The sequence below is a fragment of the Arthrobacter dokdonellae genome (assembly GCF_003268655.1).
Taxonomy (GTDB): Bacteria; Actinomycetota; Actinomycetes; order Actinomycetales; family Micrococcaceae; genus Specibacter; species Specibacter dokdonellae.
The window spans coordinates 1,025,069-1,051,712 of the sequence record NZ_CP029642.1 but is presented as its reverse complement, the minus strand read 5'-3'; the positions used below and the strand labels follow the sequence as shown (position 1 = coordinate 1,051,712).

Here is a 26,644-nt window from a genome sequence, read left to right as displayed (position 1 = left end):
CCTAGTTCGCCGCCTCGTAGCGCAACATCGTGATGCCGGCCTCGGGGTAGTCGCAGAACACGGGCCTGACGCGCATGCCGATCTGCAGGTCCTCGTGGGCAATGTTCACCATTTCGGTGGAGAACCGGGGCCCCTCGTCCCACTGCACGACGGCCAGGATCATGGGCCCGGCCGCGGCAAAGTGCGGGGAGACCGGTCGCGTGGTGATCGTGTACGTGTACAACGTCCCGGCGCCGGAAATTTCACGCCATTGCAGGTCGTCGGCCAGGGTGCGCGGTGCCAGCGGGCGAGGGTAGAAGATGTACTCACCCAGGGACGGCGAATACTGGATGCGGATCTTGTGCTCGGCCAGCGCGTCCCAGAACGGCTGGGTCAGCGGGGTGGGAACGGGCAAGGGCTGGTCAAAGACCGGAGGGGTGTGTGTGGTGGTCATGGTGTGTTCCTACTCTCCTTCAAAAATCAGTGCTGTTTGCTCGCTCATGATGCCGCCGTTGCCGGAGACAAAGGCCCTGTTGCAATCGGCAACCTGCGCCTCGCCGGCACGTCCCATGACCTGGCGGGCGCCGTCGATCACGTGGTGCATGCCACCGGCAATGCCGGCCTGGCCGAAGGACAGCTGGCCGCCGGCGGTGTTGACGGGGAAGTCGCCGCGGAAGGTGAGGTCGTGTTCGTTCACGAACTGCATGCCCTTGCCCTTTTCGGCAAAGCCGGCATCCTCCAGGCTCATGAGCACGGTGATGGTGTAGCAGTCGTAGATGGAGACCATGTCCACGTCCTCACGCGTGATGCCAGCCATCGTGAAGGCCTGGTCGGCGGCGTGCACCATGGGCGAATACATCAGGTCCCGGGCGTAGGTGGGCGTCTTGTAGGGCACGCGCTCGCCGAATCCCTTGATCCAGACGGGGCGGTTCTTGGACTTTGCGGCCATGTCCTTGTTGCCGATGACGACGGCGGCGCCGCCCTGGCAGGGCATCACGATTTCCAGCATGTGCAGCGGATCCGCCACCATCGGCGAGGCAAGGACGTCCTGCGCCGTGATCGGCTTGCCGTGGAACACGGCACCGGGAGTGGCGCAGGCGTTGGTGCGCTGGTCCACGGCAATCTTGGCCATGGCCAGTTCGTCATAGCCAAATTCGTGCCCGTACCGCTTGGCGATCTGGGCGTAGGGGCCGTTCTGGCCCAGGTTCGCGTACGGGATCTCAAACTCTGCCTGGGGGGAGCCGTAGCTGTTGGAGGAGGCGCCAAAGAACATCTGGTCTTCCATGACGAACGGGCGGCGCTCGTGGGTGGGGACGTCGTGGGCACCCGGGAAGGTGACGAGAACGGCGTCGCACAGGCCAAGTTCGACGGCGGCCGCGGCCCGCCAGACGGCTGCGGCCGAGCCTGCACCGCCGAGGTCCACGATCTCGGCGAAGTTGGCCTCGATGCCGAGGTATTCGGTGATGGTGGAGGGAACAAACATGCTCGCCTCCCCGATCATCGGGGTCACAATGCCGTTGACATCGGTGGCCTCAAGTCCGGCGTCGTCAAGGGCCGCCTTGGACAGCCTGGCCCACTGTTCCAGGTTGAACGTCTTCTCGCGGGCAAGCTTGCGCTGCGGCGGCAGTTCGTAAAAGCCAAGGATTGCGGCTTCTCCTCGAAGTCCCATGGTGTTCTCCTTTGATGGTTGTGAATGGTGCGGGCGCACCCGTCCAGGGGGCGCCGGGTCAGGATGGTGGTTGTTGCGGGCGGCTAGGGGCCGGGCGGCCCGGGCGGTGCGCCCACGGTGGCGATGCGCAGGCCGATCTCGGGGTGCGCCGTGCCGGCTGCCAGGAGTTCAGGCAGCAGGGCCAACTGCCCGCGGGGGTGCCACGGCCCATCCGCGGGGACGGCCAGGATGGTGTCGATGCCGTGCGGTGGGGGCGGCCCGGCCTGGCCGTCCGCCGTCTGTGTCAGCACCAGCCAGGCGCCCTCGGCCCAGTGGAAGGCCGCAGCCTCGAGATTGTCCCCCACCGGCGTTTCGCCGGCACCGAGCACCCCGCACAGGACGCGCCGGGCCTGCTGAAGGTTGGCAACGGTGCCGTGGATCAGGGGAACCCGAAGGGGTTCCGGGCCGTTTTCCTGCCACGGGCAGGGGGGCCCGCCGATGGTTTCGCCGGTGATGTCCTCAACGCTTTGCGGGGCCTGCACCATTTGGGCCAGGAATCCCAGGCCGGTGTCCCGGGGGTGCAGGAACGCTTCCTTCCATTGGGGATGGTCCAGGCGCAGCAGGATCGGTTTGATCCCGGCCTCCTGCGCGGCGGTGATCGCCGCGTGGATGTCGTGGACCTTGAACGTGATGTGGTGGGGTGCGGCAGCTCCGTTGCCCTCGGAAAGGAAGCGCCGGATAAACGACCGTTCCCCGCTGCCCGGTTCCAAAAGTTCCAGGCGCATGTCTTCGGCAACGGCCAGCTGGCACGGGTTGAACGCTTCCATCCGGAAGCCGCTGGCCCACCGCGCCCCGAGCTCACGGTTCAGGAGGGATCCTGCCGGCGCCCACGCGGGGACCGCGATGGCCAGGTGGTCCAGCTCGTGGGCGCTCATGCCGCCGCCCCGGCGGTCGAGTGGGGGGAGGCTAGGCCTTTTCCGCCTCGAACTGCTCCAGGCGCAGGCCGACCATCTTGACGAACCTGTCCGAGATGCGCAGTGCCTCGTCCATGGTCTTGTCCCCGGACAGCAGCCTGGCCACCAGGTCCATCAGGACGCACCACACCATGGCGGTGATGTCCGCGGCCTCGTCCGCGGGCAGCATCGAGAAGTCCGAAAGGATGGGCTCCTCGAGCACGGCTCCGAGCTGTTGCATCAGCGACGAGACTTCCGGATCGTTCGTTGAGCGCAGCATGAGAATCGCCTTGTAGAAGTTCGGCTGCCTTTCGAATGCGGCCAACGCCATCTGCAGCCGCCGGGAGATGCACTCGATCGTGCCGAGGTTTTCCGCCCAGGTTTGGTCGGCCGAGTTGAACGGGACGCTCCAGTCGTAGACGACGTTCGCGTACAGGTGTTCCTTCGAGCTGAAGTACCTGTACAGGGTGCCCAAGGCGACGTTCGCTTCCGCGGCCACGTCGCGTATCTGGATCGACTCGTACTCGTGGCTGCGCAGCAGCGACTTCGCGGCATCCAGGATCCGTTGCCGCCGCAGCTTCTGGTATGCGGGAAGCTCGGTCCGTTCGCCAGAGAGTAGTCCGGCCATGGTTCGCCTCCTGCTTGAATATCCGGTGGTTTAGCAACGCTACCACCGGGACCCGGGGTGCTTGGCCTGCGCGGCGTTCATCACTGCCGCTTCCAGCGAATCAAGGCGTCAAGGGCCTCGATCTGGTCGCCGGCCACGCGCAAGGGGTTGATTTCCAGCTCCTCAAGCTGCTCCCCGAGGCCGACGGCCACCTGGGATATCCGGAAGATGACCCGGGCCAGTTCGTCCAGGTCCGTTGCGGCATTGCCGCGGAACCCCTTCAGAAGCTCGATTCCCTTCAGGGAGTCGAGCATGCGGCGGATCTCGGCCGGCCCCACGGGCAGCAGCCGCAGTGCGGAGTCCTTGAGGATTTCCACCATGACGCCGCCGAATCCAACGGCGAGGACCAGTCCCCATTGCGGGTCCCGGACAATTCCCACGAGCAGTTCGTTCCCGGCGGCCCGCATGGGCGAGACGGCGACGCCCTGGATGTGGGCGTCCGGGGCCAGGGCGGCGACGGAGGCAACGATGAAGTCGTACGCCTCGGTGACGGCCTCGGCGTCGCGCAGCATGAGCCGGACGCCGCCCACCTCCGTCTTGTGCGCAATGTCCTCGGAGGCGACCTTGAGGACCACGGGGTAGCCCATGCCCTCGGCCGCTGCGACGGCTTCCTCGGCGGAGGTGGCGACGGCGGCGGGAATGTAGGGAACGCCGTGCTCACGCAGGAACGCGCCGGCCTCAATTTCGGTCCAGTGCTCGGCGCCGGCGGGCTTCTCGATCGCTTCGGCCGGCGGCACCACGGGGTCGGTGGCGAGTTCGTCCGAACGCTTGCTCCACCAGGCGCTGCGGGCCACGGCCGGGATGCCGCGGTCAAAGGAGTCCGGGGCATGGGGCAGGCCGTGTTCACGGGCAAAGCCGCGCCCAAACTCGGTGACCTCGGTGGGCAGGAAGCTCATGCCGATGACGGGTTTGGCGGATGAGGTGAGCTGGCGGTGCAGTGCCTCCTGGTTGATCCGTCCCATGTCGGCCATGGCCTGGCTGACCGGCCAGGCACTGTTGATGACGATGAAGTCGAAGTTGTCGTCGTCGATGAAGCACTGGTTGGCCTTGGTGATGATGGTGGGGTCCACGGAAATGTAGCCGGTGGTGTCCATGGGGTTGTTGACGGTGGAGAAGGTGGGCAGGCCGGCATCGTGCAGGGCCCGCACCGTGCGTTCGGCGGGGGCGGGCATTTCCAGTCCGACATCCTCGGCCTTCTCGGCGATCAGTGCGCACATGGCACCGGAGCCGGTCACGACACCCATGCGGTTCCCGGATATCCGCCCGTGGGTTTCCATGATGCCGGCCGTCGCCACCAGGTCCTCGATGTTGTCCACGCGGACCACGCCGAACTGCCTGCAGGCGGCGTCGATGACTTTGTCGTCACCCACCAGCGAGCCGGTGTGGGCGGCGGCCACGCGGGCGGAAGCTTCCCCACGCCCGGCCTTGAACACCACGATCGGCTTGCCGGCCTGTCGGGCGCGTTTGGCCACGGACAAAAAGTGCCCCGGGTTGGAGATTTGCTCGAGGTAGGCGGCAACGACACGGGTGTCCGGGTCGTCGACGAGCATGTCCATGACGTCGATGGCGGTGATCATGGCCTCGTTGCCGACCGTGACGGCCGTGGAACAGCCGACGCCGCGGGAGGCCATGTGCGGGAGCAGGTAGATGGCCAGCGCGCCGGACTGGCTGGCGACGCCGACGCCGCCGGAAACCATGGGCATCTGCGTCATGTGGCTGAACGCGGCCACCTTGGCGTGGGCGTTGACGAAGCCCAGGTTGTTCGGGCCCAGGATGAGCTGCCCGGCTTCGCGGGCCCGCTCCACCAGCCGCGCCTGCAGTGCCTGGCCTTCAGCCCCGGCCTCGCCGAGACCGGAAGCCAGCATGATCAGGTTGCGGATGCCCTTGACGCGGGCCTCTTCCAGAATGGTTTCCAGCGAGTTGGTGCCGGTGAGCACAATGGCCAGGTCCGGCACGGCGGGCAGTTCGGCGATCGAGGTGAACGAGGGCTGCCCGTGGCAATCCTCGCCGCGCCGGTTGACCATGTACAGCTCGCCGTCGAAACCGCCGGAGCGCAGGTTGGAGTGGGTGTAGTGCGACCAGCTGGACTTGGTGTTGGCGCCGATGATCACAATGCTTCGGGGTTCAACAAGTTCACGCAACCGGGCCGGGTCCAGGGTTTCCAATGTGGTGGCCTCGCCTGTCATCGTTGTCATTCGAAAAGGGTTCCTTTCGGTGAAACATAGAGTACTGAAGGATTCTTGGGGCCACCGGGTGCCGGTGGCCCGCCGGCGTCTAGCCCCGGGGCAGTCCGAGGATGCGTTCGGCGATCACGTTGAGCTGGATTTCCACGGTTCCACCGCCGATGAGGACCTGCGGAACTCCGAGCAGCCCCGTCACGGCATCGGCCGGCGACTGGGTAAACAACGTTGCGGGCCCGGCCAGCTGCAGGACCTCCGTGGCGGCCCGCCGTGACAGGCGTGCGTGGGCCACCTTGGCAAGGGAGGAGCCCACGCCCGGCTGGAGTCCGTTGACCTGGCGCAGGGTTTCGCGCAAATTCAGGGCGCCGATGGCCGAGCTGACCGCGACAATGCCGCCAAGGGCCGCAAATGCCTCATCCGCGCTTCCCGTGTAGCCGCCCTCCCGGATGAGCCGGCGCAGGGATTCCTCGGTACCGGCCGAGACGCCGGAGGAGATCTGCGTGCGCTCGTTTTGCAACGTCGTTGCGGTGATGCGCCAGCCTTGGCCCGGCTCCCCCAACAGGTATGCGTCGGGCACGAACACGTCATCAAGGAACACCTCGTTGAACTCGGCGTCACCGGTTGACTGCGTCAGGGGCCTGACGACGACGCCCTTGCTGCGCATGTCCACCAGGAAATAGCTCAGGCCCCTGTGCTTGGGCGCGTCGACGTCGGTGCGCGCCAGGCAGATGCCCCAATCGGCCTCGTGGGCACCGGAAGTCCAGACCTTTTGCCCCTTGAGTTCCCAGCCGCCGTCGATCTTGGCGGCACGGGTGGACAGGCCGGCCAGGTCGGAACCGGCACCGGGCTCGGAGAACAGCTGGCACCAGATGAGCTCCCCGCGCAGCGTGGGCAGCGCGAACTGGTCCTTAACCTCGTCGCTGCCGTAGGCGAGGATCGTGGGCATGGCCCATTCGCCAATCACGGACGAGGGCTGCAGGAGGTCCCGGCGGGCATATTCCTGGGCGATGACGACCTGCTCGGCCGGGCTGGCGCCGAGGCCGTACGGGGCCGGCCAGTGTGGCGCTGCCAGGCCGTTTTCGGCGAGGAAGGTCCGCCGTGTTCCCCGCGTGTTCCAGCGGCCGCCGTCGTGCTCGTTGGCCAGGGCGGCGGCCTCGTCCAGGAGCTTGCCAATGCGCTCGCGGAAGGCTGGGTCCTCATCCGGCAGCTCGATGTCGATGCGGCGGTCCAGCTCCAGCGCCACGCGGCCCAGGGCGGTGGCGCGGGCACGCGCCGGAGCCACCTGGGCGGCAGCGGCAATGGCGCGGCGCAGGTAGAGGTGTGCGTCGTGCTCCCAGGTGTAGCCGATGCCGCCAAAGATCGTGACGGCCTCGGTCAGCGCATCCACCGACGGCACGATCGCGGCCTCAATGGCCGACCCGGCCGCGAGTGCCTGCTGGTCCGGGTCCTGACCCAGGGCCACCAGGGCGGACCAGGCGGCGGCCGTGGCCAGCTCGGAGGCGATGAGCAGGTTCGCGCACTTGTGCTTGACGGCCTGGAAGGAGCCAATGGGCGTGCCGAATTGTTCGCGGATCTTGGCATAGTCGGTGGCGGCTTCCACGGCCCAGCGCATGACGCCGGCCGCCTCGGCGGCGAGCAGGCCTGCCTGCAGGGATTCGACGTGGGCGGCACCGAGACCGGCCAGGACTGCGTCGGCCCCGATGGCCAGCCCGTCCAGCACCAGCGTTCCGGCATCGCGGGTCAGGTCGGTGCACGTGCCGGGGACCTTTGACACGCCCGCGCTTTCGGCATCGACCAGTGCATAGCGGCTGCCCGCCCCGTCGTCGAACCCGATCACGAGCCATTCGGCAGAGAGCAAGGAGGGCACCCCGACACTGCCGTGCAGCGTCCAGCCGTCACCGGCGGCGACGGCCCGGACCGCCGGGTCGGCCATGACGAGGGCACCGGTCGCTCCCCCCGCGAACACGTCCAGCCCTTGCGCGGACGCCTTGCACTCGGCCGCACCCGCCACGGCCGCGCTCGCCAGCATGGTGGCGACGTAGGGGCCGGGAACGAGCCGGCGGCCGAACTCTTCAACCACGACCGCCGTGTCGAGGACGGAGCCGCCCTGTCCGCCGCGCGCCTCGCTGATGTGCAGGGCATGCAGGCCGTTGTCCACGAGCTCCTCCCAGAACGGCGGGCGCCCCCCGGCGCCGTAGGCGTCCAGCCGTTCGCGGGTCTGCAGGATGTCGGCAAACCGGTCTGCGAATTCTGCAACGGCGGCAGCGAGGTCTGTTTGCTCTTCGGCGAGGGACAGTGGCATCAAATCACTCCAAAATCACGGACGGACCGTTCCCGGCAGGGAAGGCAGGACGTCCAGCGGCTCAAACAATAACTGAAACTAGACTCTAGTTTAATTTTGTGACCCATGCAACAACCCTTTTGAAATCTGGTTTCAAAACTTTTCGGCGGCCCCGATGCGGGCGTGAACGGCGGGTGCTTACCACCATTTCCTGTATAAAGGCTGGGTTTCCTTGACCAACACCCTGTGTTCATGGTTGATTCACACCTATGTGTTTGGCTCAAACACGTTCCTGCAGGAGTCCAGGGACCGGCTTTCGGCTTTGGCTGGCTTCCGAGGCAGGCAGTTCATCATCACCGGCAGCACAAAGGTGTGCCAGAATCCGAGAGTTGGAAACATGACGAGCAACACCCTTATGAAGGCGGGACTCGGTGCCTTCGTGGCATTCGGACTCGCCGCGGCCCCGCTGGCGCTTGCGCCGGCGCAGGCCGAGCAAGGATCCGCCACAGCGGACCCCAGCACGACGGCGGCGCTTGCGCCCACAGGAACTCTTCCGGCCGCCGTCACCGCCCAATCCCATGTGGTCATCAACGAGGCCTACCTCAACGGCGGCAGCGCGGGAGCCAGCTACAAGAACAAGTTCGTGGAACTGTACAACCCCACCGAGGCGGACATCAGCCTTGCCGGCTGGTCGCTGCAGTACCGGTCGGGCACCGGACTGGCCGCCCCCAGCAACGTGGCGCCGCTGGCCGGCACCATCAAGGCCAAGGGCTTCTACCTGGTCAACGGCGGTTCCAACGGCGCCAACGGCCGGGACCTGCCGGCCACCGACTACACCGGCACCACCATCAACCCGGCCGCCGGGGCAGGCACCATCATCCTCTCGGACCAGGCCGCGAAGCTGCCGGCAGACCTCCCCACGGGATCGCTGGTTGGCCAGTCCGGCGTCGTCGACGTGCTTGGCTACGGCACGTCCAACACCTATGAGACCGCCGCCGCGACAGCTGCCGGCGTCACCACTTCACTGAACCGCACCGGAGCCGCCGACACGGACAACAACGCCGCCGACTTCACCCGCGACGATCCCACCCCCACCGGCACCGGCGGCGGGGATGAGCCGCCGCCACCCCCACCGGATGCCGGTGACAAGACGATCGCCGAGGTCCAGGGAACAGGCGCCGCGAGCCCGCTTGTCGGCTCCACCGTCACCACCCAGGGCAAGGTCACGGCCGTCTACCCCGACGGCGGCTTCAACGGCTACTTCATCCAGACGCCCGGCACCGGCGGCGATCTGGACCCCGCCACACACAAGTCGTCGGACGGAGTCTTTGTTTACTCGCCCGCCACGGTCCGCAACGTCAAGATCGGGGACCACGTCCGGGTCTTTGGCCTGGTCTCCGAATTTGGTTCGGCACCGGACGCGAACAAGACAACGGAGATCAACGTTGCCGCCGGGGACATGACGCAGCTGGCGGAGCCCGCCCCGGAGGTCAAGGCGACGGTGCTGAAGACGCTGCCGGCGACTGACGCGGAGCGCGAAACCCTTGAGGGCATGCTCGTATCCCCGCAGGGCACCTTCACGATCACCGACAACTACTCGCTGAGCAGCTACGGCGAGATCGGCCTGGCCGCAGGCACGACGGCGCTTGTCCAGCCCACCGCCGTGGCTCCGTACGGCTCGGCGGCCTACGCCGCCGAGGTAGCGGCCAACGCCGCCCGCGGCATCAAGCTCGACGACGGCGCCAGCACCAACTTCTCCACCACCGGCTCCTCCATTCCGCTGCCGTGGCTGGGCGCCGGCACCCCGATGCGGGTCGGCTCGCAGGGCGAGTTCAGCTCGAACGTGATCATGGACAACCGGAACGACGCCTACAAGTTCCAGCCGCTGGAACCGCTGACGGCTGCCAACGCCGCCGCGGTGCAGCCGATCGCCTTTGGAAACTCCCGCGCCGCCACGCCCAGGGACGTGGGCGGGAACCTCAAGGTGGCCTCCTTCAACGTGCAGAACTACTTCCCCACCACGGGCGACCAAGACCCCGCCTGCCAGTTCTACGCCGACCGTGACGGCAACCCCCTCACCGTCAAGGGCGGCTGCCGGCAGCGCGGCGCGGCAAATGCCGAAAACCTCAAGCGCCAGCAGGACAAGATCGTCGCCGGCATCAACGCCTCCGGCGCGGACGTCCTCTCGCTGGAGGAAATTGAAAACTCCGCCAAGTTCGACAAGGACCGCGACAACGCCCTGTCCATCCTCGTGGCTGCGCTGAACGCCGCAGCCCCGGGCACATGGGACTACGCCCGCTCCCCCGCTGTCCGTCCGGCCGTGGCCGATGAAGACGTGATCCGCACAGCCTTCATCTACAAGTTGGCCGTCGCGGAGCCCGTGGGCAATTCGGTGATCCTGGACGATGCGGCCTTCACCGGCATTGCCCGTCAGCCGCTGGCACAGTCGTTCAAGCTTGCCGGCGCCCCGGACGCGTCCAAGGTCCTGTTGATCGTGAACCACTTCAAGTCCAAGGGTTCGGCCCTCCCGGGCGACACCGACCAGGGACAGGGAAACTCCAACCTGGCGCGCACGGCCCAGGCCCGGGCCTTGCTGGCATTCTCCACCACCCAGCAAAAGGCGCAGGGCACCGACAAGGTCATGCTGATGGGCGACTTCAACGCCTACCTGCACGAAGACCCCATCAACGTCCTGACCTCCGCGGGCTACGTGGACCAGGACACCAAGACCACCAAGCACTCCTACAGCTATGGCGGCATGGTCGGATCCCTTGACCACATCCTGGCCTCCCCCGGAGCCGAATCCCTGGTCACCGGCGTGGACATCTGGAACATCAACTCGGCCGAGTCCATCGCCATGGGCTACAGCCGCTACAACAACAACGTCACCAACTTCTACGATGCCTCCCCCTTTGCGGCCTCCGACCACGACCCGGTGGTGGTGGGACTGAAGATGCCCCCGGCGGCCGGAAGCACCCAGGAGGTCAACCTCCTAAACATCAATGACTTCCACGGGCGCATCGACTCCAACACGGTGAAGTTTGCCGGCACCGTGGAGCAGCTGCGTGCGGCTTCGGGCGACGCGAACACGGCATTCCTCTCTGCCGGTGACAACATCGGCGCGAGCCTGTTCGCCTCCGCCTCACAGAACGACCAGCCGACGCTGGACGTGCTGAACGCGCTGGGACTGGCGGCATCCGCCGTCGGAAACCACGAGTTCGACAAGGGCTATGCCGACCTGGACGGGCGGGTCCGCACGGCCGCGAAGTGGGACTACCTGGGCGCCAATGTCTACGCCAAGGGCACCACCACCCCGGTGCTTGACGAGTACAAGGTCCTCAACGTCAACGGCGTGAAGGTGGCCGTCATCGGCGCCATCACGCAGGAGACGCCCGCCCTTGTGACCCCGTCAGGGATCGCCAACCTTGACTTCGGCGACCCCGTCACGGCTGTCAACCGGGTGGCGCAAAAGATCACCGACGGCAAGCTGGCCGATGTCATCGTGGCCGAGTACCACGAGGGTGCCGGCGCCGGCACGCCCGACGGCGCCACGCTGGGTCAGGAAATCGCGGCAGGCGGAGCGTTCGCCGAGATCGTGGACAAGACTTCCCCGTCGGTCAACGCCATCTTTACCGGCCACACGCACAAGCAGTACGCGTGGGATGCACCCATCCCAGGCGTATCCGCGGACGCCGCGCTGAAGACCCGCCCCGTGCTCCAGACCGGCAGCTACGGCGAGTTCATCGGCCAGGTCCGACTGTCCGTGGACGCCACCACCCACCAGGTGAAGTCGTACACGCAGCGCAACGTGGCCCGCACGACGGCCGACGACGCGGCCCTGGTCGGCGCCTACCCGCGCGTGGCCGCCGTCAAGGCCATCACGGACAAGGCCCTGGCCGACGCCAAGGTGGCCGGCAGCGTGCCGGTGGGCCGGATCGCCGCGGACATCACCACGGCACGGACGTTCAACGCCGAGACTGGCCAGTACGTCCGTGACGACCGCGCCAGCGAGTCCACCCTGGGCAACCTGGTGGGCAACGCCCTCCTCGATGCATTGAAGCCGGCGCAAACCGGCGGTGCGGAGATCGGCGTTGTCAATCCCGGCGGCCTTCGCGCGGACCTGCTGTACAGGAATGCGGGCATCCCGGACGGCGTGGTCAGCTACGCGAACGCCAACGCGGTGCTGCCGTTCGTGAACAACCTGTGGACCACCACCCTGACGGGCGCCCAGGTGAAGACCATGCTGGAGCAGCAGTGGCAGACGAACGCGGACGGCAGCATCCCCAGCCGCCCGTTCCTGAACCTTGGCCTGTCCTCCAACATGTCCTACACGTACGACGCCACCCGGAAGCTCGGGGACCACATCACCTCGGTCACCATCAACGGCGCACCGCTGGACATGTCCCGCGGCTACCGCGTGGGCACGTTCAGCTTCCTGGCCACCGGCGGGGACAATTTCCGCGTGTTCACCGAAGGCACCCGCACCAAGGATTCCGGCCTCATCGACCGCGACGCCTGGATCAAGTACCTCGGCGAACAGTCCGCCAAGGCTCCGATTGCCCCCGACTTCGCACGCCGCGGCGTCGAGGTTGAGGGCAACCCCGCCACGGTGGATGCCAAGGGCGCCGTCAGCTTCCAGGTCAACAAGCTGGACCTGACGTCGCTGGGCAGCCCGAAGAACACGGCCGTCAAGGTCGAGTTCACCGATAGCAAGGGCAAGCGCACCGTGGTGGACACGGCGGGCGTGACCAACGGCTCCGCCAAGGTCGCGTTCAAGATGCCGGCGGACGCCCGCACCAGCGGCACCATCGCCATCACGGCGGCCCCGAGCGGGACGACGGTGGAGCTGCCCGTGCGCATCATCAACCCGAATGAGCAGTGCAAGCCCAACCCGGGCAAGAAGGCCTGCGTCTGACGCCGGCCGGCACCTAAAAATCTGACCCGCAGTAGTCGTCGAAAAAACGCGATTTCGAGGCGTTTTTCGACAACTACTGCGGGTCAGCTGCCGTGGTGGGGGCGCTACGCCAGGATGTCCGCGGCGATGGCGTCGGCGTCGAGCACGGTGCGGTAGCCGCTGCGGTATTCCGCATTGGCCTGGGCCGCGATGGCGGTCCCCCACTGGACCGAGGAAAGCTGCAGCCCCAGCGCGTACATCCCGGCAACCGGCAGACCCGCGCCGTCGAGCGGGCGGTATGGCGGCGCGGTGACGTCCAGGCCGCTCGTGACGACGGGCCCGCCGTCGGCCGCCAGCATGACGCGGGGCCGGACCAGCCCGTCGGCCTGCAGGTTGTTCAGCAGCCGGGACGCGGTGCCCTGGATGCGGTTGGCCGGGGCCAGGGCCTCGACCAGGTGCCGGGCGTGCCACGAATCATCCGCCACCCACGGGGACCTGGCGGTGAAGAGTCCGTCGTGGATCCGGAACACGGGGTCCGGGCCGGCAAAGTGGACCACCCCGGCGCGCACCAGCGCGGCCAGCTGCTCCACGCGAAGCGCCGGCGGCCCGCTGGCCAGGCCTTCAACGAACCCTTCAAACCAGCCGCGCAGCTCGCCCAGCCACGACTCCTGGGTGATGCCCCCGTCCGCGACGAGGGACTTGATCACGGCGCGGCCGGCGTTCAGGGCACCAATGGCCATCTTGACCGGGTCGTCCTCGCCGCGGGCCGAGCCGGCGGCGTCGTCGGACAAGTAGGCCAGCACGGCGGCATCCAGCTCGGCCTGCGAGCCGAAGCGATGCTTCCCCCCGGGGCGCAGTGGATGGCGGGACAGCGGCCGGGCCAGGGCAGGAAGGTCCAGGGCGGAGCCCTCGGCCACGTGGCGGGCCTCCAGTGACTTGAGGTTTTCCGCCCAGTCCCGGGCATCGGCGCCGTGCCCGGCGTGCAGCAGCGCTTCCAGCTCCGGCAGCAGGTCCGGGCTCACGGCACCGGGGCTGGTCCGCGCCAGCGTGGTGTAGTACGCCCAGAGCGCGTCACGGTGCAACAGCGGCCAGATGTCATGGTCAAATCCTGCCGTCGCGCCCATGTCGCGGATCCGTGTGACGGCCTCCTCGCACAGGAACCGCAGTTCCACCCCCGCGGGGTAGTTGCTGGCAAGCTCCGCCTTGGCACGGTACGGCGTCCCGCGCCGGGAAGCGCCGACGATGACCGGCTCCCGGCCACTGGCACGGTACACCAGTGCGTCGCCGGGGCCGCGGCCGGTCGCCTCAAAGCGGCCGCCCCGGCCCTCCGTCAGCTGGCCCAAGACGTCAAAAAAGTTCAGCCCCATCCCGCGCACCAGGACGGTTCCACCTGCGGGAAGCTGGTCCCAGTCCACGTCGTTGGGCACGGCCGGCGGCAGGTACGTCAGCCCGTGCCTGCGCGCCTCGTCCCGCAGTTCGCGCTGCGCCGGGCTCAGCCGCGATTCCACATGCCCCAGCGCCAGGACCACGCTGTCCGCGCGCAGGGTGTCCCCGCCGAGGAGTTCGACGCCGTACCCGCCCTGTTCATGGTCCCTCGCCACGCGCTTGGCCTCGTCCGCGTGGACGGTGACCTGGACGCCGTCGGGCAGCTTTTCCAGCAGCCGTGTGAAGCACCAGGACAGGTAGCGGCCATATAGGGCCCGGCTGGGGAAGCCGGTGGAGGCGAGCGCGGCGAGTTCGGTGCGGTCGCCGTCGCTGAGCACAGGGTCCGGCGCAGCGCGCATCTGCTCGCGCCAACCGTCAAAGCTGCAGCCGGCCAGCGGCGCCGCGGCAACGCCCTGGTCCGGGATCAGCGTGGGAAAGAAGGACTGCGTGTTCATCAGGTACAGCCGCGATTGTTCCGTGCGCCAGACGTGGCCCGGTCCCGGCGGGAACGGATCTACCAGGTGAATGTGCAGGGGGCGATGCGGCGATGCGGCATTTCTGGCATCCCGTGCACTTTCCGCCGCCGCCGCGTGCCGAGCCAGCAGCCGTTCCATGACGGACGTGCCGCGGGGACCCGCCCCCACAATGACCACTGCCTGCCCGCCCAAGGAATCCACCCCTTGAGCTTAACTGATGGCCTAGACCGCCGCCGCGGCGCTTCTGCACCGCTGCCTCCGCGGCGGCACTGCGGGACTGCGCCGCGCCGCTGCCTAGGATGGGGCCATGACCCAGCTGAATAGTGACGCCACGGCCCCGTCCACCCCTGCCGCGCAGCCTGCCGGGGCCGTGGTCGAGCCCGCCCGGGCCGGTGTGGCTCAACAGCCCTTTGATGAGAACCTGTGGTTGGAGGACATCCAGGGGGACGCCGCGATGGCGTGGGTCCGGGAGAGGAACGCCCGCACCGACGCCGCCCTGGTGAACCCGGCCTACACCGCGCTGGAGGCTTCCGTGCTGGAGGTGCTCGACTCCAAGGACCGCATTGCCATGGTGTCCAAGCACGGGGACTGGTACTACAACTTTTGGCGGGATGAGGCGAACCCGCGCGGATTGTGGCGGCGCACGGACTGGGACAGCTACGCTTCCGGCAGCCCGGACTGGCAGCTGCTGCTGGACGTTGATGCGCTCAGCGAAGCCGACGGCGCGGAGTGGCTGTGGGCGGGGGCGTCGCTCCTGCGTCCGGCGGCAGGGGAGGAATACCGCCTGGCCATGGTGGCACTCTCCCCCGACGGCGGCGACGCCGTCACGTATCGCGAATTCGACCTGCAGGCGCGCACCTTCGTGCCGGACGGCTTTGAACTGCCGACGGCGAAGACGCGTCTGAGCTGGCTGGATGCGGACACGCTCTATGTGGGGACGGACACGGGTCCCGGCTCCATGACGGCCTCCTCCTATCCGGCGGCTGCACGCGTGTTGCGACGCGGCGAATCGCTGAACCAGCTGGCGGCGAAGGAGCCGCTGTTCTCCGTGCCGCTGGACCACCTCAGCGGCGGGGTTTCGCACAGCAGCACGCCCGGATTTGAGCGCGACGTGGCCTACGACGTCCTGGACTTCTTCAACTCCCGCAGCTACCTGCGGGTGGGGGACAACTGGGTCAACATCGACGTCCCCGACGACATGAACGTCTCGCTGCACAAGGAGTGGCTGCTGCTGCGCCCGCGCACGGACTGGGCCGTTGACGGTGCCGTCCATGCCGCCGGGACGCTGCTGGCCATAGAACTCGATGCGTTCCTGGCCGGCGACCGCGGCGTGCGCACGATCTTCGCGCCCACGGCCGCGCAGTCGCTGCAGTCGTGGAGCTGGACCCGGGACTTCCTGCTGCTGAACCTGCTCGAGGACGTCTCCTCCAAGATCCTGGTGCTGGACCCGGCGCACGGCTGGGCGGCCACCGAGTTGGACGCGTGCCCGGCGCTGCACTCCGTTGACGCTTATGCCGTCGACGACGAGGACGAGGAGTCCGGAAACGACTACTGGCTCGTCGCCACCGGCTTCCTCACCCCGTCCACGGTGTACCGGGGAACGCTGCCGGGCGGCGTGCGGGCAGCGGCGGTGCGGGAGGCGCCGTCGTTCTTCAACGAGGCGCGGTACTCGGTGGAGCAGCACTTCGCCGTGTCCCTGGACGGGACGCGGATCCCGTACTTCCAGGTGGGCCCGAAGGAGTTGGTGCTCGACGGCGGCAACCCCACCCTGCTGGGCGGTTACGGAGGCTTCGAGGTCTCGCGGACGCCGGCGTACAGCGGGGCCGTGGGGCGCAGCTGGCTGGAGCGCCGGGCCGTGGTGGACGGGCTGGAGCGCGGCGGCGTGTACGTGGTGGCGAACATCCGCGGCGGCGGCGAGTACGGGCCGGACTGGCACACGGCGGCGCTTCAGGAAAAGCGGCACAAGGCCTATGAGGACTTTGCCGCCGTGGCCCGCGACCTGGCGGCCCGCGGCGTGGCCCGGCCCGGACACCTGGGCTGCGCGGGCGGCAGCAACGGCGGGCTGCTGGTGGGCAACATGCTCACGCAATACCCTGAACTGTTTGGCGCCGTCTCCTGCGGGGTGCCGCTGCTGGACATGCGCCGGTACACGAAGCTGTCCGCCGGGGCGTCCTGGACTGCCGAGTACGGCGACCCCGACGTGCCGGAGCAGTGGGAGTTCATCAGGACGTTTTCGCCATACCACCTGCTGCATCCCGGGGTCCACTACCCGCCCGCGTTCATCTGGACGGCGACGTCGGATGACCGGGTGGGGCCCGTGCAGGCCCGCAAGATGGCTGCCCGGATGGAATCGCGGGGGATTCCTGTGTGGTTCCACGAGGCGCTGGAGGGCGGGCATGCGGGTGCCGGAAACAATGCCCAGGCGGCCCGGCTGCACACGGCCTCCCACGAATTCCTCTGGCGGGCGCTGACCGGCGGGTTGTAGGAAATGGGTCCCTTGTCCGGCGCGGCCCCCGTTTTGCTTTGTACCCCTTCCACTAGGTAAAGTTTGGGATGCTGGCCGGGGGCTTCTACCCCGGCCAGCGCTGGAGACGTGCCAGAGCGGCCGAATGGGCTTCACTGCTAATGAAGTGTGGGGCACAACTCCACCGGGGGTTCAAATCCCCCCGTCTCCGCTGTAAAAGCGCAGGTCAGAAGGGGGTCGGCGGTAGAAAGTTACCGTCGGCCCCCGATGTGTTACCGCGTCCTGTCAAGGGGTCACTGGGTAGCAATTGGTGAGTGGCAGTGAAAGCGCACGTGGGGACGGGTATTTAGAACCCCAGTACCACAAAATTACACTGTGGTTTTTCCGGCGTGTCTGATTATTTGGGGTGCCAAAAATGTTTGCTGCTACCCGGTCACGGCTGGGATGGTTGACCCATGAGCACAAACAACAGAGACCGGATGCTGGCCCACATTGGCCGGCTCGCACGCCAACGACGCGGAGAGAGGGGCATGGGGCGCGCCCCGTTCGCCTTCGAGGCGGGCATCGGGTCCGATTCAACAGTGAAGACGTTCGAGTTCGGGCGGACTGAGCCGTCGATCCCTACGCAGCTGAAGATGGAGAAGGCGCTGGCCTGGCGGCACGGCGTCATCCATGACGTGTTGGATGCTGCGGAGGCGGGGCAGACTGACCCGTCGGAGATTGACATGGATTACATGGACGGGCGGGAAATTCCCGAGCCGGCGTCACGCGCAGCCGAACTAGACGATCTGGAGTTGTTGACGGAGGTTATCCGGCGCATGGAGGGGTGGCGTGAAATGCTTGCCGAGCCGCGTAACAATGAGCCGGGGAAGGTGCTGTCACCGGTGCCGTCCCGTTGGGATTGCGGGCTGGCGGCGGCACGGGAGATCAAGGACCCGAAGACCCGCAAAAGTTAATGCCGTTTCATTGCCCGAATAGGCCGGTATTGTCAGTGTCCTGGCACACACTTATTCCAGCGTTCCACTGGGGGCCGCTGGGGATTTGTGGGATGTTATGGGCAGGGTCTTATACAAGGACTTAGCAGGGGATCAGTGCGGGTATTTTGACCCGGACAGTGGCGCGGTCGTGGTCGACCCTCGGGCGACGCGGCAGACGCAGCGGAACACGATTGCGCCTGAGGAGATTCACCGGATATTGGGGCATGGGCGGGGCGCCGTCGTTGGCGGTGCAAGTGGCGCGGGAGGTGATGGTGGATCGGTTGACGGCGCGGCGGTTGATTTCTTTGCCTGCGTTGCTGGCAGCGTTTGTGTCGTGTGGGTCGACGGCGGAGAAAGCCCGTGCGTTGGGTGTGTCGGAGAATATTCTGTTGGCGCGGGTGGTGGGTTTGGAGTCGGCGGAGCAGCTGTTCATGGATGTGTGTGCGCGGCGGTGTATCGGCGTCGCGTGGGACGTTTGACCGCGTTACCGTCGGTAACACTTGCTGTCTAACGAAGTGGACACTCTCTAACGTAGTAGACGGTAGTCTTATCGACACCCTACAAAAACCGCGTGTTTTAGGGGTTTCGTGGGGGTCAAATCCCCCCGTCTCCGCATCATCAAGGCCCCCCTGACTGGTTCAGGGGTGCCTTTTGCTCGCCGGCTTCCGGCGGTCGAGCAGCGAGCCCTGCGAGCGAGTCGACACCCCGTGGGCCGAGTCCGGCGCGGGCCGCCGCTGCTGCCGCCGGGTCCCTTCAGCCCCGCGCCTGCACCCCGAATAAACATCGGACCAATAGACTGGGCCCATGGCTGTAACCGACGAGGCAATCACGAAGATCAAGGACATGATCCTCTCCGGCGAGCTGGGCGCCGGGGACCGGCTCCCGCCCGAGAAGGAACTGAGCGAAAAGCTGGGCCTTTCCCGCAGCTCACTGCGCGAGGCCGTCAAGGCCCTGGAAATCATCCGGGTGCTGGACGTGCGCCGCGGGGACGGCACCTATGTGACCAGCCTGGAGCCCAAGCTGCTCACCGAGGCCATGACGTTCATCGTGGACCTGCACCAGGACAAGTCCATCCTGGACATCTTTGAGGTGCGCCGCATCCTGGAACCGGCAGCAGCGGCAATTGCCGCCGGACGCATCACGGCAGACCAGCTTGCCGCCCTGCGCGCCACGATGGCGGACATCAATGACGACACCAGGGTCGAGACCCTCGTCGAGCACGACCTGGTCTTCCACGGCCTCATCGCCGCCGCGGCCAACAACTCCTACCTGGCCAGCGTCCTGGACGGGCTCTCCAGCAGCACCGTCCGGGCCCGCATCTGGCGCGGCCTGACACAGGAAAAGGCCGTGGACCGCACGCTCGCCGAGCACGCGGCCATCATCGAGGCGCTCGAACGCCGGGACGCCGAGCTGGCCCGCGCCCTGCTCACCGTGCACATCAGCGGCGTGGAGCACTGGCTCCGGCAGGCGCTGTAGACCCGTCTGCGGCAAACGCACGACGACGGCCGTCCGGCGCCGCCGGCATGCGAAGCCGGCATCCGGCAGGGACTCCAAACAGGCCGTCACATTGTTGCCCACGTCACAATCACCGCCTAGGCTGGCGGTAGCCGCAGCGTCGCGGCCACCGATGGACGGAAGTTGGATCATGACCCCCAAAATCCATGTGCTCGTGCGGATCGACCATGACAGCGCCAAGGTCCAGGTTCAGGCGCGGGGCGCCGTGACCGGGAGCAACGTCCAAGCGCTCTACGTCGTTGCCAGGCGCGCCAAGTCGCTGATGCCCACGCTGGCCCTGATCCTTGACGTCAGCCACGCCCGGGTCGCCGGGGACGTCCTGGAAGAGCTCCATGCCTGCTCAAAGGAGGGCCGCCTGCCGGTCCGCATCGACCCGCTCCAGACCGATTGCCGGATCAGTGTCCTCGAACCGGACGCACCGCGACTGCTGGCAGCCTAGACGGACGGCTTCGCCCCCGGGGCCTCACCTTGTATAGACCCGCTGCGCCGTGCCGGCCCAGACCTGGCCCCTTTCGGACGCCGACAGTGTTGCCGTGAGGGCGGACATGGTGCCGACGGTGTCCGCGTAGCTCGCCCCGAGCAGGCTGACCGGCCAGTCCCCGCCGAACATGAGCCGGTCGGGTCCGAATGCCTCCAGCGCGGCCGTCCACACACGCTCGAGCGCGGCGGCGGAGAACTCCGTCCCGGCGCAGTGCAGCCCGGAAACTTTCGCGACGGTGTTGGGCAGGGTGGCCAGGGCTCGCAGCTGCCGTTCCCACTCGACCATGTCCGCATCGGAGCCGGCCCGGGGCGGCTTGCCCAGGTGGTCAAGGACCACCGTCAGCCCCGGGAAGTCACGGGCCACCGTGGCCGCCTGGCCCAGATGCCGCGGGAACGCGTCGGGGACGTCAAACGCCAGCCCCGCCGCAGCCAGCAAGCCCAGCGACTGGCGCACGGCGGGACGGTCCAGCACGTCCGGCCGCGGGTCGTCGTGGATGAGCGTGCGGACACCGCAAAAATGCGGGTTCTGGAGCATCGCACCCAACGTGTTTTCGAACGCTGACGGATCCTCCAGCGGCAGCCACCCGACCACACCGGCGATGAAGTCATGCGCCTCCGCAGTTGCCAGCATGGCCTCGGTGTCCGCAGCCGTGTCGTCGGCCTGGACCAGGATGGCCCGCCCCACGCCGGCCGCGGCCAGCGTCTCCCGGGCCTCCTCGGCCGTGAACGTGCGGTACAGCGGCCCGTGCTCCGGCGCAAGCCACGCGTAGCGCCCGTCAGCCAGCTCCCACAGGTGCAGGTGTGCGTCCACGCGCACGACGCCGTCGCCCGCCCCGCGCGCCCGGGGTTCGGCCGCGGGATCAGGCACGGTCCGGCCCCCCGGCTGTCAGCCCTCTTCTAGCCAGTTCGTCCCAGAGCGCGGCGGGGACGGGCTCCGCCATGCGCTCGGCGGTCTGGGTGATCTGGGCGGGGGACGTCGCCCCCACGACCACGGTGCGCACCACTGGGTGGTTCGCGGCGAACTGGAGCGCAGCCGTCGGCAGTTCAACGCCGTAGTCGGCGCAGCACGCGGCCAGCGCGCGGGCCTTGGCCAGGATGTCCGCCGGGGCCGGGGCGTAGTTGTAGTTGGCGGTCTCCGGGACCACGGGGCGGGCCAGCAGCCCCGAGTTGTAGACGCCCACGTTGGCCACGCCCACCCCCCGCTCGGCGCACAGCGGCAGCAGGTCCGCTGCGGCCGGCTGTTCCAGCAGCGTGTACCGGCCGGCCAGCATGACCAGGTCCAGGTCCGCGCCGCGGATGCAGGCGGCGAGCGCGTCGGCGGAGTTCGCGCCGACGCCGATCGCGCGCACGAGCCCCTCTGCCCTCAGCTTTTCCAGTGCCGGCAGCGCCTGGGTGATGCCGGCGTCAAGGTCATAGACGTCGGGGTCGTGGAGGTAGGCGATGTCGATGGTTTCCAGGCCCAGGCGATCCAGCGAGTCCTCGATGCTGCGGCGGATGCCCGCCTCGGACGGGTCCCAGCGGCGCACGGTGTCGGCGGGGACGTCAAAGCCCTCGCTGTCCCTGGCGCCGTCGGGGTTGGCCGCGGGTTCCAGGATGCGCCCCACCTTGGTGGAGATGACAAACTCCCAGCGCGGCTTGGCGGCCAGCACGGCCCCCAGCCGGCGTTCGGACAGGCCCAGCCCGTAGTGCGGCGCCGTGTCAAAATACCTGATGCCCGCGTCCCAGGCGGCACCCAGGGTGGCGGCAGCAACGTCGTCGTCCATGGCGCGGTACAGGTTGCCGATGCCCGCGGCACCGAAGCCCAGCCGGCCCAGGTCGGGGAGGCTCATGGCAGTTCCCACACCTTCGCCAGGCCCATGTCCTCGCCCGAGTAGTCGTCCTCGACCTCGAGCAGCCCAGCCATGACGGCCTGCCAGGCGATGTTGACGGGGTTGGCGGCGAGTTCCCGGCGCATGGCCTGGTAGTCGGCGACCTCCACGACGTGGAAAAGCTCCCGGCCGCTGCGCCAAATGTTCCAGTTCGCCACGCCCGCGGCGCGCAGGGCGGCGTCCAGCTCGTCGCTGATGCGGGCATGGACGGAGTCGTATTCGGATTCCTTGCCCGGCTTGAGCCGGGTGTGCAGGGCGATCGTCTGCATCAGGACTCGCTTTCGTCGTTGAGGAACAGCTCGATGACCGGCACCACAACGTTGGGCCGCTGCACGGGGAGCTTGAGCGTCAGGGTGCCGGCGGGCTGGCCGCCGGGCTGGGTGTTCTGTGCCGCCTGGGACGGATCCAGTGCTTCCATCGTGATCTCGGATCCGTCGTTGAGCAACTGGGCGTAGCCGACCTTTCCGGCGAGCCCGGGCAGGTGCACCACCTTCAGCGGCCAGGCGAAGAGGTGGAGGTAGAGGCGGTTTCCGCGCCGGGTGTAGCGGCAGTCGGCCGGCGGCAGCAGGGACGTGCTTCCCGCACCGCGGATCGAGCGGTCGTGGGCCCGCATCCACTCCCCCATGCCGGCCAGCGCCCCGGCCGCACGGGGGTCGATCTCACCACGGGCGGTGGGACCCACATTCAGCAGCAGGTTCCCGCCCTTGGCGACGCCGTCGATGAGCATGCGCACCAGGAGGTCCACTGACTTGCAGTCCAGGTTGTCGCGGTCATAGCCCCAGCTGCCATTAAGGGTCTGGCACGCCTCCCACGGCACTTCCCTGCCGCCGCTCATCATGGCGCCGGAGGGCTGGTACTGCTCGGGCGTGACGAAGTCGCCGGGCACGTCCAGGCGGTCATTGACGATGATGCCCGGCTGCAGCTCACGGACCATCTCCAGGAGTTTCCCCGAGTCCCAGTCGTCCCGTCCCTTGCCCGGGTAGCGGGCGGCCATGGGGCCCGTCGCATAGGAAAAGTCAAAGAACAGGTAGTCGATCTGGCCGTAGTTGCTCATCAGTTCGCGGACCTGGCCGTGCAGGTAGTCGCGGTACACGGCCATGTCCCGGCCTGCGTTGAGCTCCTCGACATTGGGGGCGTCCCGCAACGGGTGGATGTCGTCGATGGTGAAGTCCGGGTGGTGCCAGTCGATGAGGGAGTGGTAGAAGCCGACGTTGAGCCCGGCTTCACGAAGCGCCTCAACGTACGGGGCAATCAGGTCCCGGCCGGCCGGCGTGTTGGGTGCCTTGTAGTCCGTCAGCTTGGTGTCCCACAGGCAGAATCCTTCGTGGTGCTTGGTGGTCAGCACCACGTACTCCATCCCGGCGGCCTTGGCCTGCCCGGCCCATTCGCGCGGATCGTACAGGTCGGGGTCAAAGTGCTTGAAGTAGGCCTCGTAGTCCCCCACGGACTGGCGTTCAAAGCTCATGACCCATTCGTGCCTGGCGGCCATGGCATACAGCCCCCAGTGCACGAACATTCCGAGCCTGGACTCCGTGAACCAGGGGGCGTGGTCGATGTGGACCTGTGAGGGCATGCGCTTACACCTTTTCCTTGGTGGGGATTGAGCTGGACGTTGCACGGGCGTCCCCGGCCGCGTCGGCGGCCCAGAAGCCGCCGTCGGGGAAGCTGAACTCGGCCAGCGAGGCAGCATGCATTTCGCTGCCGCCGCCGGGCGCGGACGGCGGCCAGTAACACCCGGCGTGGACGTCGATGGGGGTGATGAAGTGTTCGTGGAGGTGGTCGACGAACTCGATCATGCGGTCCTCCTTCCGGCCGGAGACGGCCACGAAGTCGAACATGGACAGGTGCTGGACGGCCTCGCACAGCCCGACGCCACCGGCGTGCGGGCACACCCGCACGCCGAACTTCGCGGCCAGCAGGAGGATGGCGATGTTCTCGTTGACGCCGGCCACGCGGGCGGCGTCGATCTGCAGCACCTGCAGCGCGTCGGCCTGCAGCATCTGCTTGAACACCACGCGGTTTTGCGCGTGCTCGCCGGTGGCCACGGGGATCGGCGCCACGCCTCGGGAGATCGCGGCATGGCCCAGGATGTCGTCCGGGCTCGTCGGCTCCTCGATCCAGGCGATGTCGAACGGTGCCAGGTGGCCCATCCATTCAATGGCCTCGGCCACGTCCCAGCGCTGGTTCGCGTCCACCGCGATCTTGATGTCGGGCCCGACGGCGGCGCGTGCGGTGCGCAGGCGCCGAACGTCATCTGCCAGGTCGGCACCGACCTTGAGCTTGATCTGCGTGAAGCCGTCGGACACGGCTTCCCGGGCCAGGCGCGTGAGCTTTTCGTCGGAATATCCCAGCCAGCCGGGCGTGGTGGTGTAGCCGGGGTAGCCTTCGGCCAACAGGGTGGCGGTGCGTTCGTCTCTGCCGGGCTGCGCGGCGCGCAGGATTTCCAACGCCTCGTCACGGGTCAGTGCGTCGCTGAGGTAGCGGAAGTCAACGAGGTTGACGAGTTCCTCGGGCGTCATGGAGGCCAGCAGCCGCCACAACGGCAGGCCCGCGCGCTTGGCCTTCAGGTCCCACAGCGCGTTGGTCACCGCCCCGATGGCCATGTGCATGACGCCCTTCTCGGGCCCGAGCCAGCGCAGCTGGGAATCGTTGATGAATTCCTTGTACGTGGCCCCCATGTCGGCGAGCAGATCCTCGACGTTGCGGCCCACCAAATACGGCGAGAGCGCCGCAATGGCCGCCGTTTCGACGTCGTTTCCGCGGCCGATCGTGAAGACGAAGCCGTGCCCTTCCAATCCGTCGTCACCGTCCGTCACGACGCGAAGGTATGCCGCCGAGTAGTCCGGGTCCGGATTCATGGCATCCGAGCCGTCCAGTTCGCGCGACGTCGGGAACCGGACGTCGCTGGTCTCCACGGCGATGACTGTGCTCACTGGGGTGCTCCTAAAAATGGTTGCGGGAATTACAACAGGCTTGAACTCAGCTAAACATCTGATGTTTCGCATGTCAATATGGTCATAATTGACGATTAAGTGCCAAGGAGCGGGTATCGTTGCTCAAAAGCTCAGATGTTAGCGGGCCTTTTGGTATCACCTTCGAACCAAGGCCGCCTGTTCGCGGCCGCAGAGGAAAGAAACCCATGAAGATTGCACGTCTTGGCGAGCCGGGACAGGAAGTCCCCGTCGTCATTGTCGCCGATTCCACCGGAGTGGAGCGCACCTATGACGCCCGCCCCCTGACCGCCGAAATCGATGGTGATTTCCTGGCCGGCGACGGGATCACGAAACTGCGCGCCGCCGTCGTCCGCGGAGAACTGCCGGAGTTGGCGGGCGCCGACGCCCTCCGGGTCGGCACCCCGCTGTCCCGGCCCAACACGGTGGTGTGCATCGGCATGAACTACGCCGCGCACGCCGCCGAATCCGGCGCCGAGCCACCCGCCATCCCCGTGGTGTTCCTGAAGCCGAACAGCACCGTGGCCGCCCCGTTTGATGCCTCGCCGATCCCGCCGCTTTCCGCCAAGTACGACTGGGAGGTGGAACTCGGCATCGTCGTCGGGCGCCAGGTCAGCTACCTGGACAGCGTGGAGGCGGCGGCCTCGGCCGTGGCCGGCTACGTGCTCGCCAACGACCTCTCCGAACGCGAATACCAGCTCCCCGGCGCCGCGGGCCAGTGGACCAAGGGCAAGTCGCTGCCTAAGTCGACCCCCATCGGACCCTGGCTGGTCCCGGCCGCCGACGTCGACGCCGGCAACCTGCGCCTGCGCAGCTGGGTCAACGGCGAGCCCCGCCAGGACTCCAACACCTCCGACCTCATCTTCGACGTGCCCACCGTGATCCACCACCTGAGCCAGTACATGGTGCTGGAGCCCGGCGACGTGATCCTCACCGGCACGCCCGAGGGCGTGGCGCTCTCCGGCCGCTTCCCCTACATCCAGGACGGCGACGTCGTGGAGGTCGAGATTGCCGGGCTCGGCCGCCAACGCCAGGAATTCTTCCGAGCAGGAACCACCGCCAAGGAGGCACAATGAGCCAGGACATGAAAGGCCTCACGGCCGTCGTCACGGGCGGGGCCTCCGGCATCGGCGCGGCCATTGCGGCCAAGCTGCAGGGCCAGGGCGCACAGGTTTCAGTCCTTGACCTGAACCCCGCCGACCTCCCCGAAGGCCAGCTGGGCTTCGCCTGCGACGTCTCCGATGACGCTTCCGTGCGCGCCGCCATCGACGGCACGGTCGCCGCCTTTGGCGGCATCGACATCGTCGTCAACAACGCCGGCATCGGCGCACAGGGCACCGTCGAGTCCAACGACGACGAGGAATGGCACCGCGTCTGGGACATCAATGTGGTTGGCATGGTCCGCGTGTCCCGCGCAGCACTGCCGCTGCTGCGCAAGTCCGCCTCCGCCGCGATCGTGAACACCTGCTCCATCGCGGCTACGGCCGGGCTTCCCCAGCGTGCCCTGTACTCGGCCACGAAGGGCGCCGTGCTGTCGCTGACGCAGGCCATGGCTGCCGACCATCTGCGCGAGGGCATTCGGGTGAACTGCGTGAACCCCGGCACGGCGGACACCCCGTGGATCGGGCGCCTGATGGACTCCGCCCCGGATCCCGCGGCTGAGCGTGCGGCGCTGAACGCCCGCCAGCCGCACGGACGCCTGGTCAGCGCCGAGGAGGTGGCCGGTGCCGTCGTGTACCTGGCCAGCCCGCTGTCCGGTTCCACGACCGGCACCTCCATCGCCGTCGACGGCGGCATGCAGGCCCTCCGCCTGCGCCCCGCCGGGCAGTAGCCGCACCGCGGCGGCCCAGTCTGCCGCCGCGGGCCGGGGGAAGCGTCCCCTCAAC

At 67.7% G+C, this 26,644-nt stretch carries 19 protein-coding genes and 1 tRNA gene; 8 read left to right on the top strand and 12 right to left on the bottom strand.

Annotation, left to right across the window (positions count from 1 at the left end; genetic code table 11):
• Position 1 precedes the first annotated feature (1 nt).
• The 6 genes from DMB86_RS04760 to DMB86_RS04735 form a co-directional block, all read right to left on the bottom strand.
• Complete coding sequence (locus DMB86_RS04760) at positions 2-433, bottom strand: Zn-ribbon domain-containing OB-fold protein (RefSeq protein WP_113716782.1); 432 nt, start codon at positions 431-433, stop codon at positions 2-4.
• A gap of 9 nt (positions 434-442) precedes the next feature.
• On the bottom strand, positions 443-1,648 hold the full coding sequence (locus tag DMB86_RS04755; protein ID WP_113716781.1) for a thiolase family protein: 1,206 nt from the start codon (positions 1,646-1,648) through the stop codon (positions 443-445).
• A gap of 83 nt (positions 1,649-1,731) precedes the next feature.
• Complete coding sequence (locus tag DMB86_RS04750; protein WP_113716780.1) at positions 1,732-2,562, bottom strand: VOC family protein; 831 nt, start codon at positions 2,560-2,562, stop codon at positions 1,732-1,734.
• A gap of 31 nt (positions 2,563-2,593) precedes the next feature.
• Positions 2,594-3,208: a TetR/AcrR family transcriptional regulator gene (locus DMB86_RS04745; RefSeq protein WP_113716779.1), complete on the bottom strand. Its 615-nt coding sequence runs from the start codon at positions 3,206-3,208 to the stop codon at positions 2,594-2,596.
• 80 nt (positions 3,209-3,288) lie between these two features.
• Positions 3,289-5,442, bottom strand: a complete 2,154-nt coding sequence (locus DMB86_RS04740; protein WP_113716778.1) for an acetate--CoA ligase family protein — start codon at positions 5,440-5,442, stop codon at positions 3,289-3,291.
• Between the two features lie 79 nt (positions 5,443-5,521).
• Positions 5,522-7,729, bottom strand: coding sequence for an acyl-CoA dehydrogenase (locus DMB86_RS04735; protein ID WP_113716777.1), 2,208 nt, complete (start codon positions 7,727-7,729; stop codon positions 5,522-5,524).
• 376 nt (positions 7,730-8,105) lie between these two features.
• Between DMB86_RS04735 and DMB86_RS04730 the strand changes: the two genes are divergently transcribed.
• The gene (locus DMB86_RS04730) at positions 8,106-12,623 is read left to right on the top strand and encodes an ExeM/NucH family extracellular endonuclease (RefSeq protein WP_227878601.1); all 4,518 of its coding nucleotides are present in this window, start codon (positions 8,106-8,108) and stop codon (positions 12,621-12,623) included.
• A gap of 104 nt (positions 12,624-12,727) precedes the next feature.
• On the opposite strand, the gene DMB86_RS04725 is transcribed toward DMB86_RS04730, so the two are convergent.
• A complete protein-coding gene (locus tag DMB86_RS04725) occupies positions 12,728-14,704 on the bottom strand; it encodes an FAD/NAD(P)-binding protein (protein WP_227878600.1) in 1,977 nt (658 codons plus the stop codon).
• A gap of 106 nt (positions 14,705-14,810) precedes the next feature.
• Here DMB86_RS04725 and DMB86_RS04720 point away from each other — a divergent pair, with 106 nt between their 5' ends.
• The 5 genes from DMB86_RS04720 to DMB86_RS04695 all read left to right on the top strand — a co-directional run bounded on the left by DMB86_RS04720 (position 14,811) and on the right by DMB86_RS04695 (position 19,898).
• Positions 14,811-16,988: a prolyl oligopeptidase family serine peptidase gene (locus DMB86_RS04720; protein ID WP_113716775.1), complete on the top strand. Its 2,178-nt coding sequence runs from the start codon at positions 14,811-14,813 to the stop codon at positions 16,986-16,988.
• Between the two features lie 102 nt (positions 16,989-17,090).
• Positions 17,091-17,178, top strand: a tRNA-Ser gene (locus DMB86_RS04715).
• Positions 17,179-17,422: 244 nt separating this feature from the next.
• Positions 17,423-17,923, top strand: coding sequence for a helix-turn-helix domain-containing protein (locus DMB86_RS04710; protein WP_129545464.1), 501 nt, complete (start codon positions 17,423-17,425; stop codon positions 17,921-17,923).
• Between the two features lie 825 nt (positions 17,924-18,748).
• Positions 18,749-19,420, top strand: coding sequence for a FadR/GntR family transcriptional regulator (locus DMB86_RS04700; protein WP_113716772.1), 672 nt, complete (start codon positions 18,749-18,751; stop codon positions 19,418-19,420).
• Positions 19,421-19,589: 169 nt separating this feature from the next.
• Positions 19,590-19,898 (top strand): hypothetical protein, encoded by a 309-nt coding sequence (locus tag DMB86_RS04695; protein WP_113716771.1) that lies wholly within the window; start codon positions 19,590-19,592, stop codon positions 19,896-19,898.
• Positions 19,899-19,922: 24 nt separating this feature from the next.
• Here DMB86_RS04695 and DMB86_RS04690 read toward each other — a convergent pair whose 3' ends face one another.
• The 5 genes from DMB86_RS04690 to DMB86_RS04670 are packed head-to-tail and all read right to left on the bottom strand — an operon-like array spanning position 19,923 to position 24,740.
• The gene (locus DMB86_RS04690) at positions 19,923-20,807 is read right to left on the bottom strand and encodes an amidohydrolase family protein (RefSeq protein ID WP_227878599.1); all 885 of its coding nucleotides are present in this window, start codon (positions 20,805-20,807) and stop codon (positions 19,923-19,925) included.
• Entirely contained in the window at positions 20,800-21,768 is a 969-nt protein-coding gene (locus DMB86_RS04685) for an aldo/keto reductase (protein WP_113716770.1), read from the bottom strand. Before DMB86_RS04685 ends, DMB86_RS04690 begins: the two co-directional genes overlap by 8 nt.
• Complete coding sequence (locus DMB86_RS04680) at positions 21,765-22,076, bottom strand: L-rhamnose mutarotase (RefSeq protein ID WP_113716769.1); 312 nt, start codon at positions 22,074-22,076, stop codon at positions 21,765-21,767. The genes DMB86_RS04685 and DMB86_RS04680 overlap by 4 nt, the downstream gene beginning before the upstream one ends.
• Complete coding sequence (locus DMB86_RS04675) at positions 22,076-23,380, bottom strand: alpha-L-fucosidase (RefSeq protein ID WP_113716768.1); 1,305 nt, start codon at positions 23,378-23,380, stop codon at positions 22,076-22,078. Before DMB86_RS04675 ends, DMB86_RS04680 begins: the two co-directional genes overlap by 1 nt.
• A gap of 4 nt (positions 23,381-23,384) precedes the next feature.
• Positions 23,385-24,740: an L-fuconate dehydratase gene (locus DMB86_RS04670; protein WP_113716767.1), complete on the bottom strand. Its 1,356-nt coding sequence runs from the start codon at positions 24,738-24,740 to the stop codon at positions 23,385-23,387.
• 206 nt (positions 24,741-24,946) lie between these two features.
• Here DMB86_RS04670 and DMB86_RS04665 point away from each other — a divergent pair, with 206 nt between their 5' ends.
• A complete protein-coding gene (locus DMB86_RS04665) occupies positions 24,947-25,834 on the top strand; it encodes a fumarylacetoacetate hydrolase family protein (RefSeq protein ID WP_113716766.1) in 888 nt (295 codons plus the stop codon).
• Positions 25,831-26,589 carry an SDR family NAD(P)-dependent oxidoreductase gene (locus DMB86_RS04660; RefSeq protein WP_113716765.1) on the top strand — a complete coding sequence of 253 codons (759 nt, stop codon included), beginning with the start codon at positions 25,831-25,833 and terminating at the stop codon, positions 26,587-26,589. Before DMB86_RS04665 ends, DMB86_RS04660 begins: the two co-directional genes overlap by 4 nt.
• The last annotated feature ends 55 nt before the right edge of the window (positions 26,590-26,644 follow it).

Bases quoted from the DNA above. Each gene is read 5' to 3' on its own strand.
- DMB86_RS04660 (WP_113716765.1), top strand. From the start codon at position 25,831: ATGAGCCAGGACATGAAAGGCCTCACGGCCGTCGTCACGGGCGGGGCC.
- DMB86_RS04730 (WP_227878601.1), top strand. From the start codon at position 8,106: ATGACGAGCAACACCCTTATGAAGGCGGGACTCGGTGCCTTCGTGGCA.
- DMB86_RS04680 (WP_113716769.1), bottom strand. From the start codon at position 22,076: ATGCAGACGATCGCCCTGCACACCCGGCTCAAGCCGGGCAAGGAATCC.
- DMB86_RS04735 (WP_113716777.1), bottom strand. From the start codon at position 7,729: ATGCCACTGTCCCTCGCCGAAGAGCAAACAGACCTCGCTGCCGCCGTT.
- DMB86_RS04675 (WP_113716768.1), bottom strand. From the start codon at position 23,380: ATGCCCTCACAGGTCCACATCGACCACGCCCCCTGGTTCACGGAGTCC.
- DMB86_RS04740 (WP_113716778.1), bottom strand. From the start codon at position 5,442: ATGACAACGATGACAGGCGAGGCCACCACATTGGAAACCCTGGACCCG.
- DMB86_RS04685 (WP_113716770.1), bottom strand. From the start codon at position 21,768: ATGAGCCTCCCCGACCTGGGCCGGCTGGGCTTCGGTGCCGCGGGCATC.
- DMB86_RS04700 (WP_113716772.1), top strand. From the start codon at position 18,749: ATGGCTGTAACCGACGAGGCAATCACGAAGATCAAGGACATGATCCTC.
- DMB86_RS04710 (WP_129545464.1), top strand. From the start codon at position 17,423: ATGAGCACAAACAACAGAGACCGGATGCTGGCCCACATTGGCCGGCTC.
- DMB86_RS04720 (WP_113716775.1), top strand. From the start codon at position 14,811: ATGACCCAGCTGAATAGTGACGCCACGGCCCCGTCCACCCCTGCCGCG.
- DMB86_RS04665 (WP_113716766.1), top strand. From the start codon at position 24,947: ATGAAGATTGCACGTCTTGGCGAGCCGGGACAGGAAGTCCCCGTCGTC.
- DMB86_RS04745 (WP_113716779.1), bottom strand. From the start codon at position 3,208: ATGGCCGGACTACTCTCTGGCGAACGGACCGAGCTTCCCGCATACCAG.
- DMB86_RS04760 (WP_113716782.1), bottom strand. From the start codon at position 433: ATGACCACCACACACACCCCTCCGGTCTTTGACCAGCCCTTGCCCGTT.
- DMB86_RS04755 (WP_113716781.1), bottom strand. From the start codon at position 1,648: ATGGGACTTCGAGGAGAAGCCGCAATCCTTGGCTTTTACGAACTGCCG.
- DMB86_RS04695 (WP_113716771.1), top strand. From the start codon at position 19,590: ATGACCCCCAAAATCCATGTGCTCGTGCGGATCGACCATGACAGCGCC.
- DMB86_RS04750 (WP_113716780.1), bottom strand. From the start codon at position 2,562: ATGAGCGCCCACGAGCTGGACCACCTGGCCATCGCGGTCCCCGCGTGG.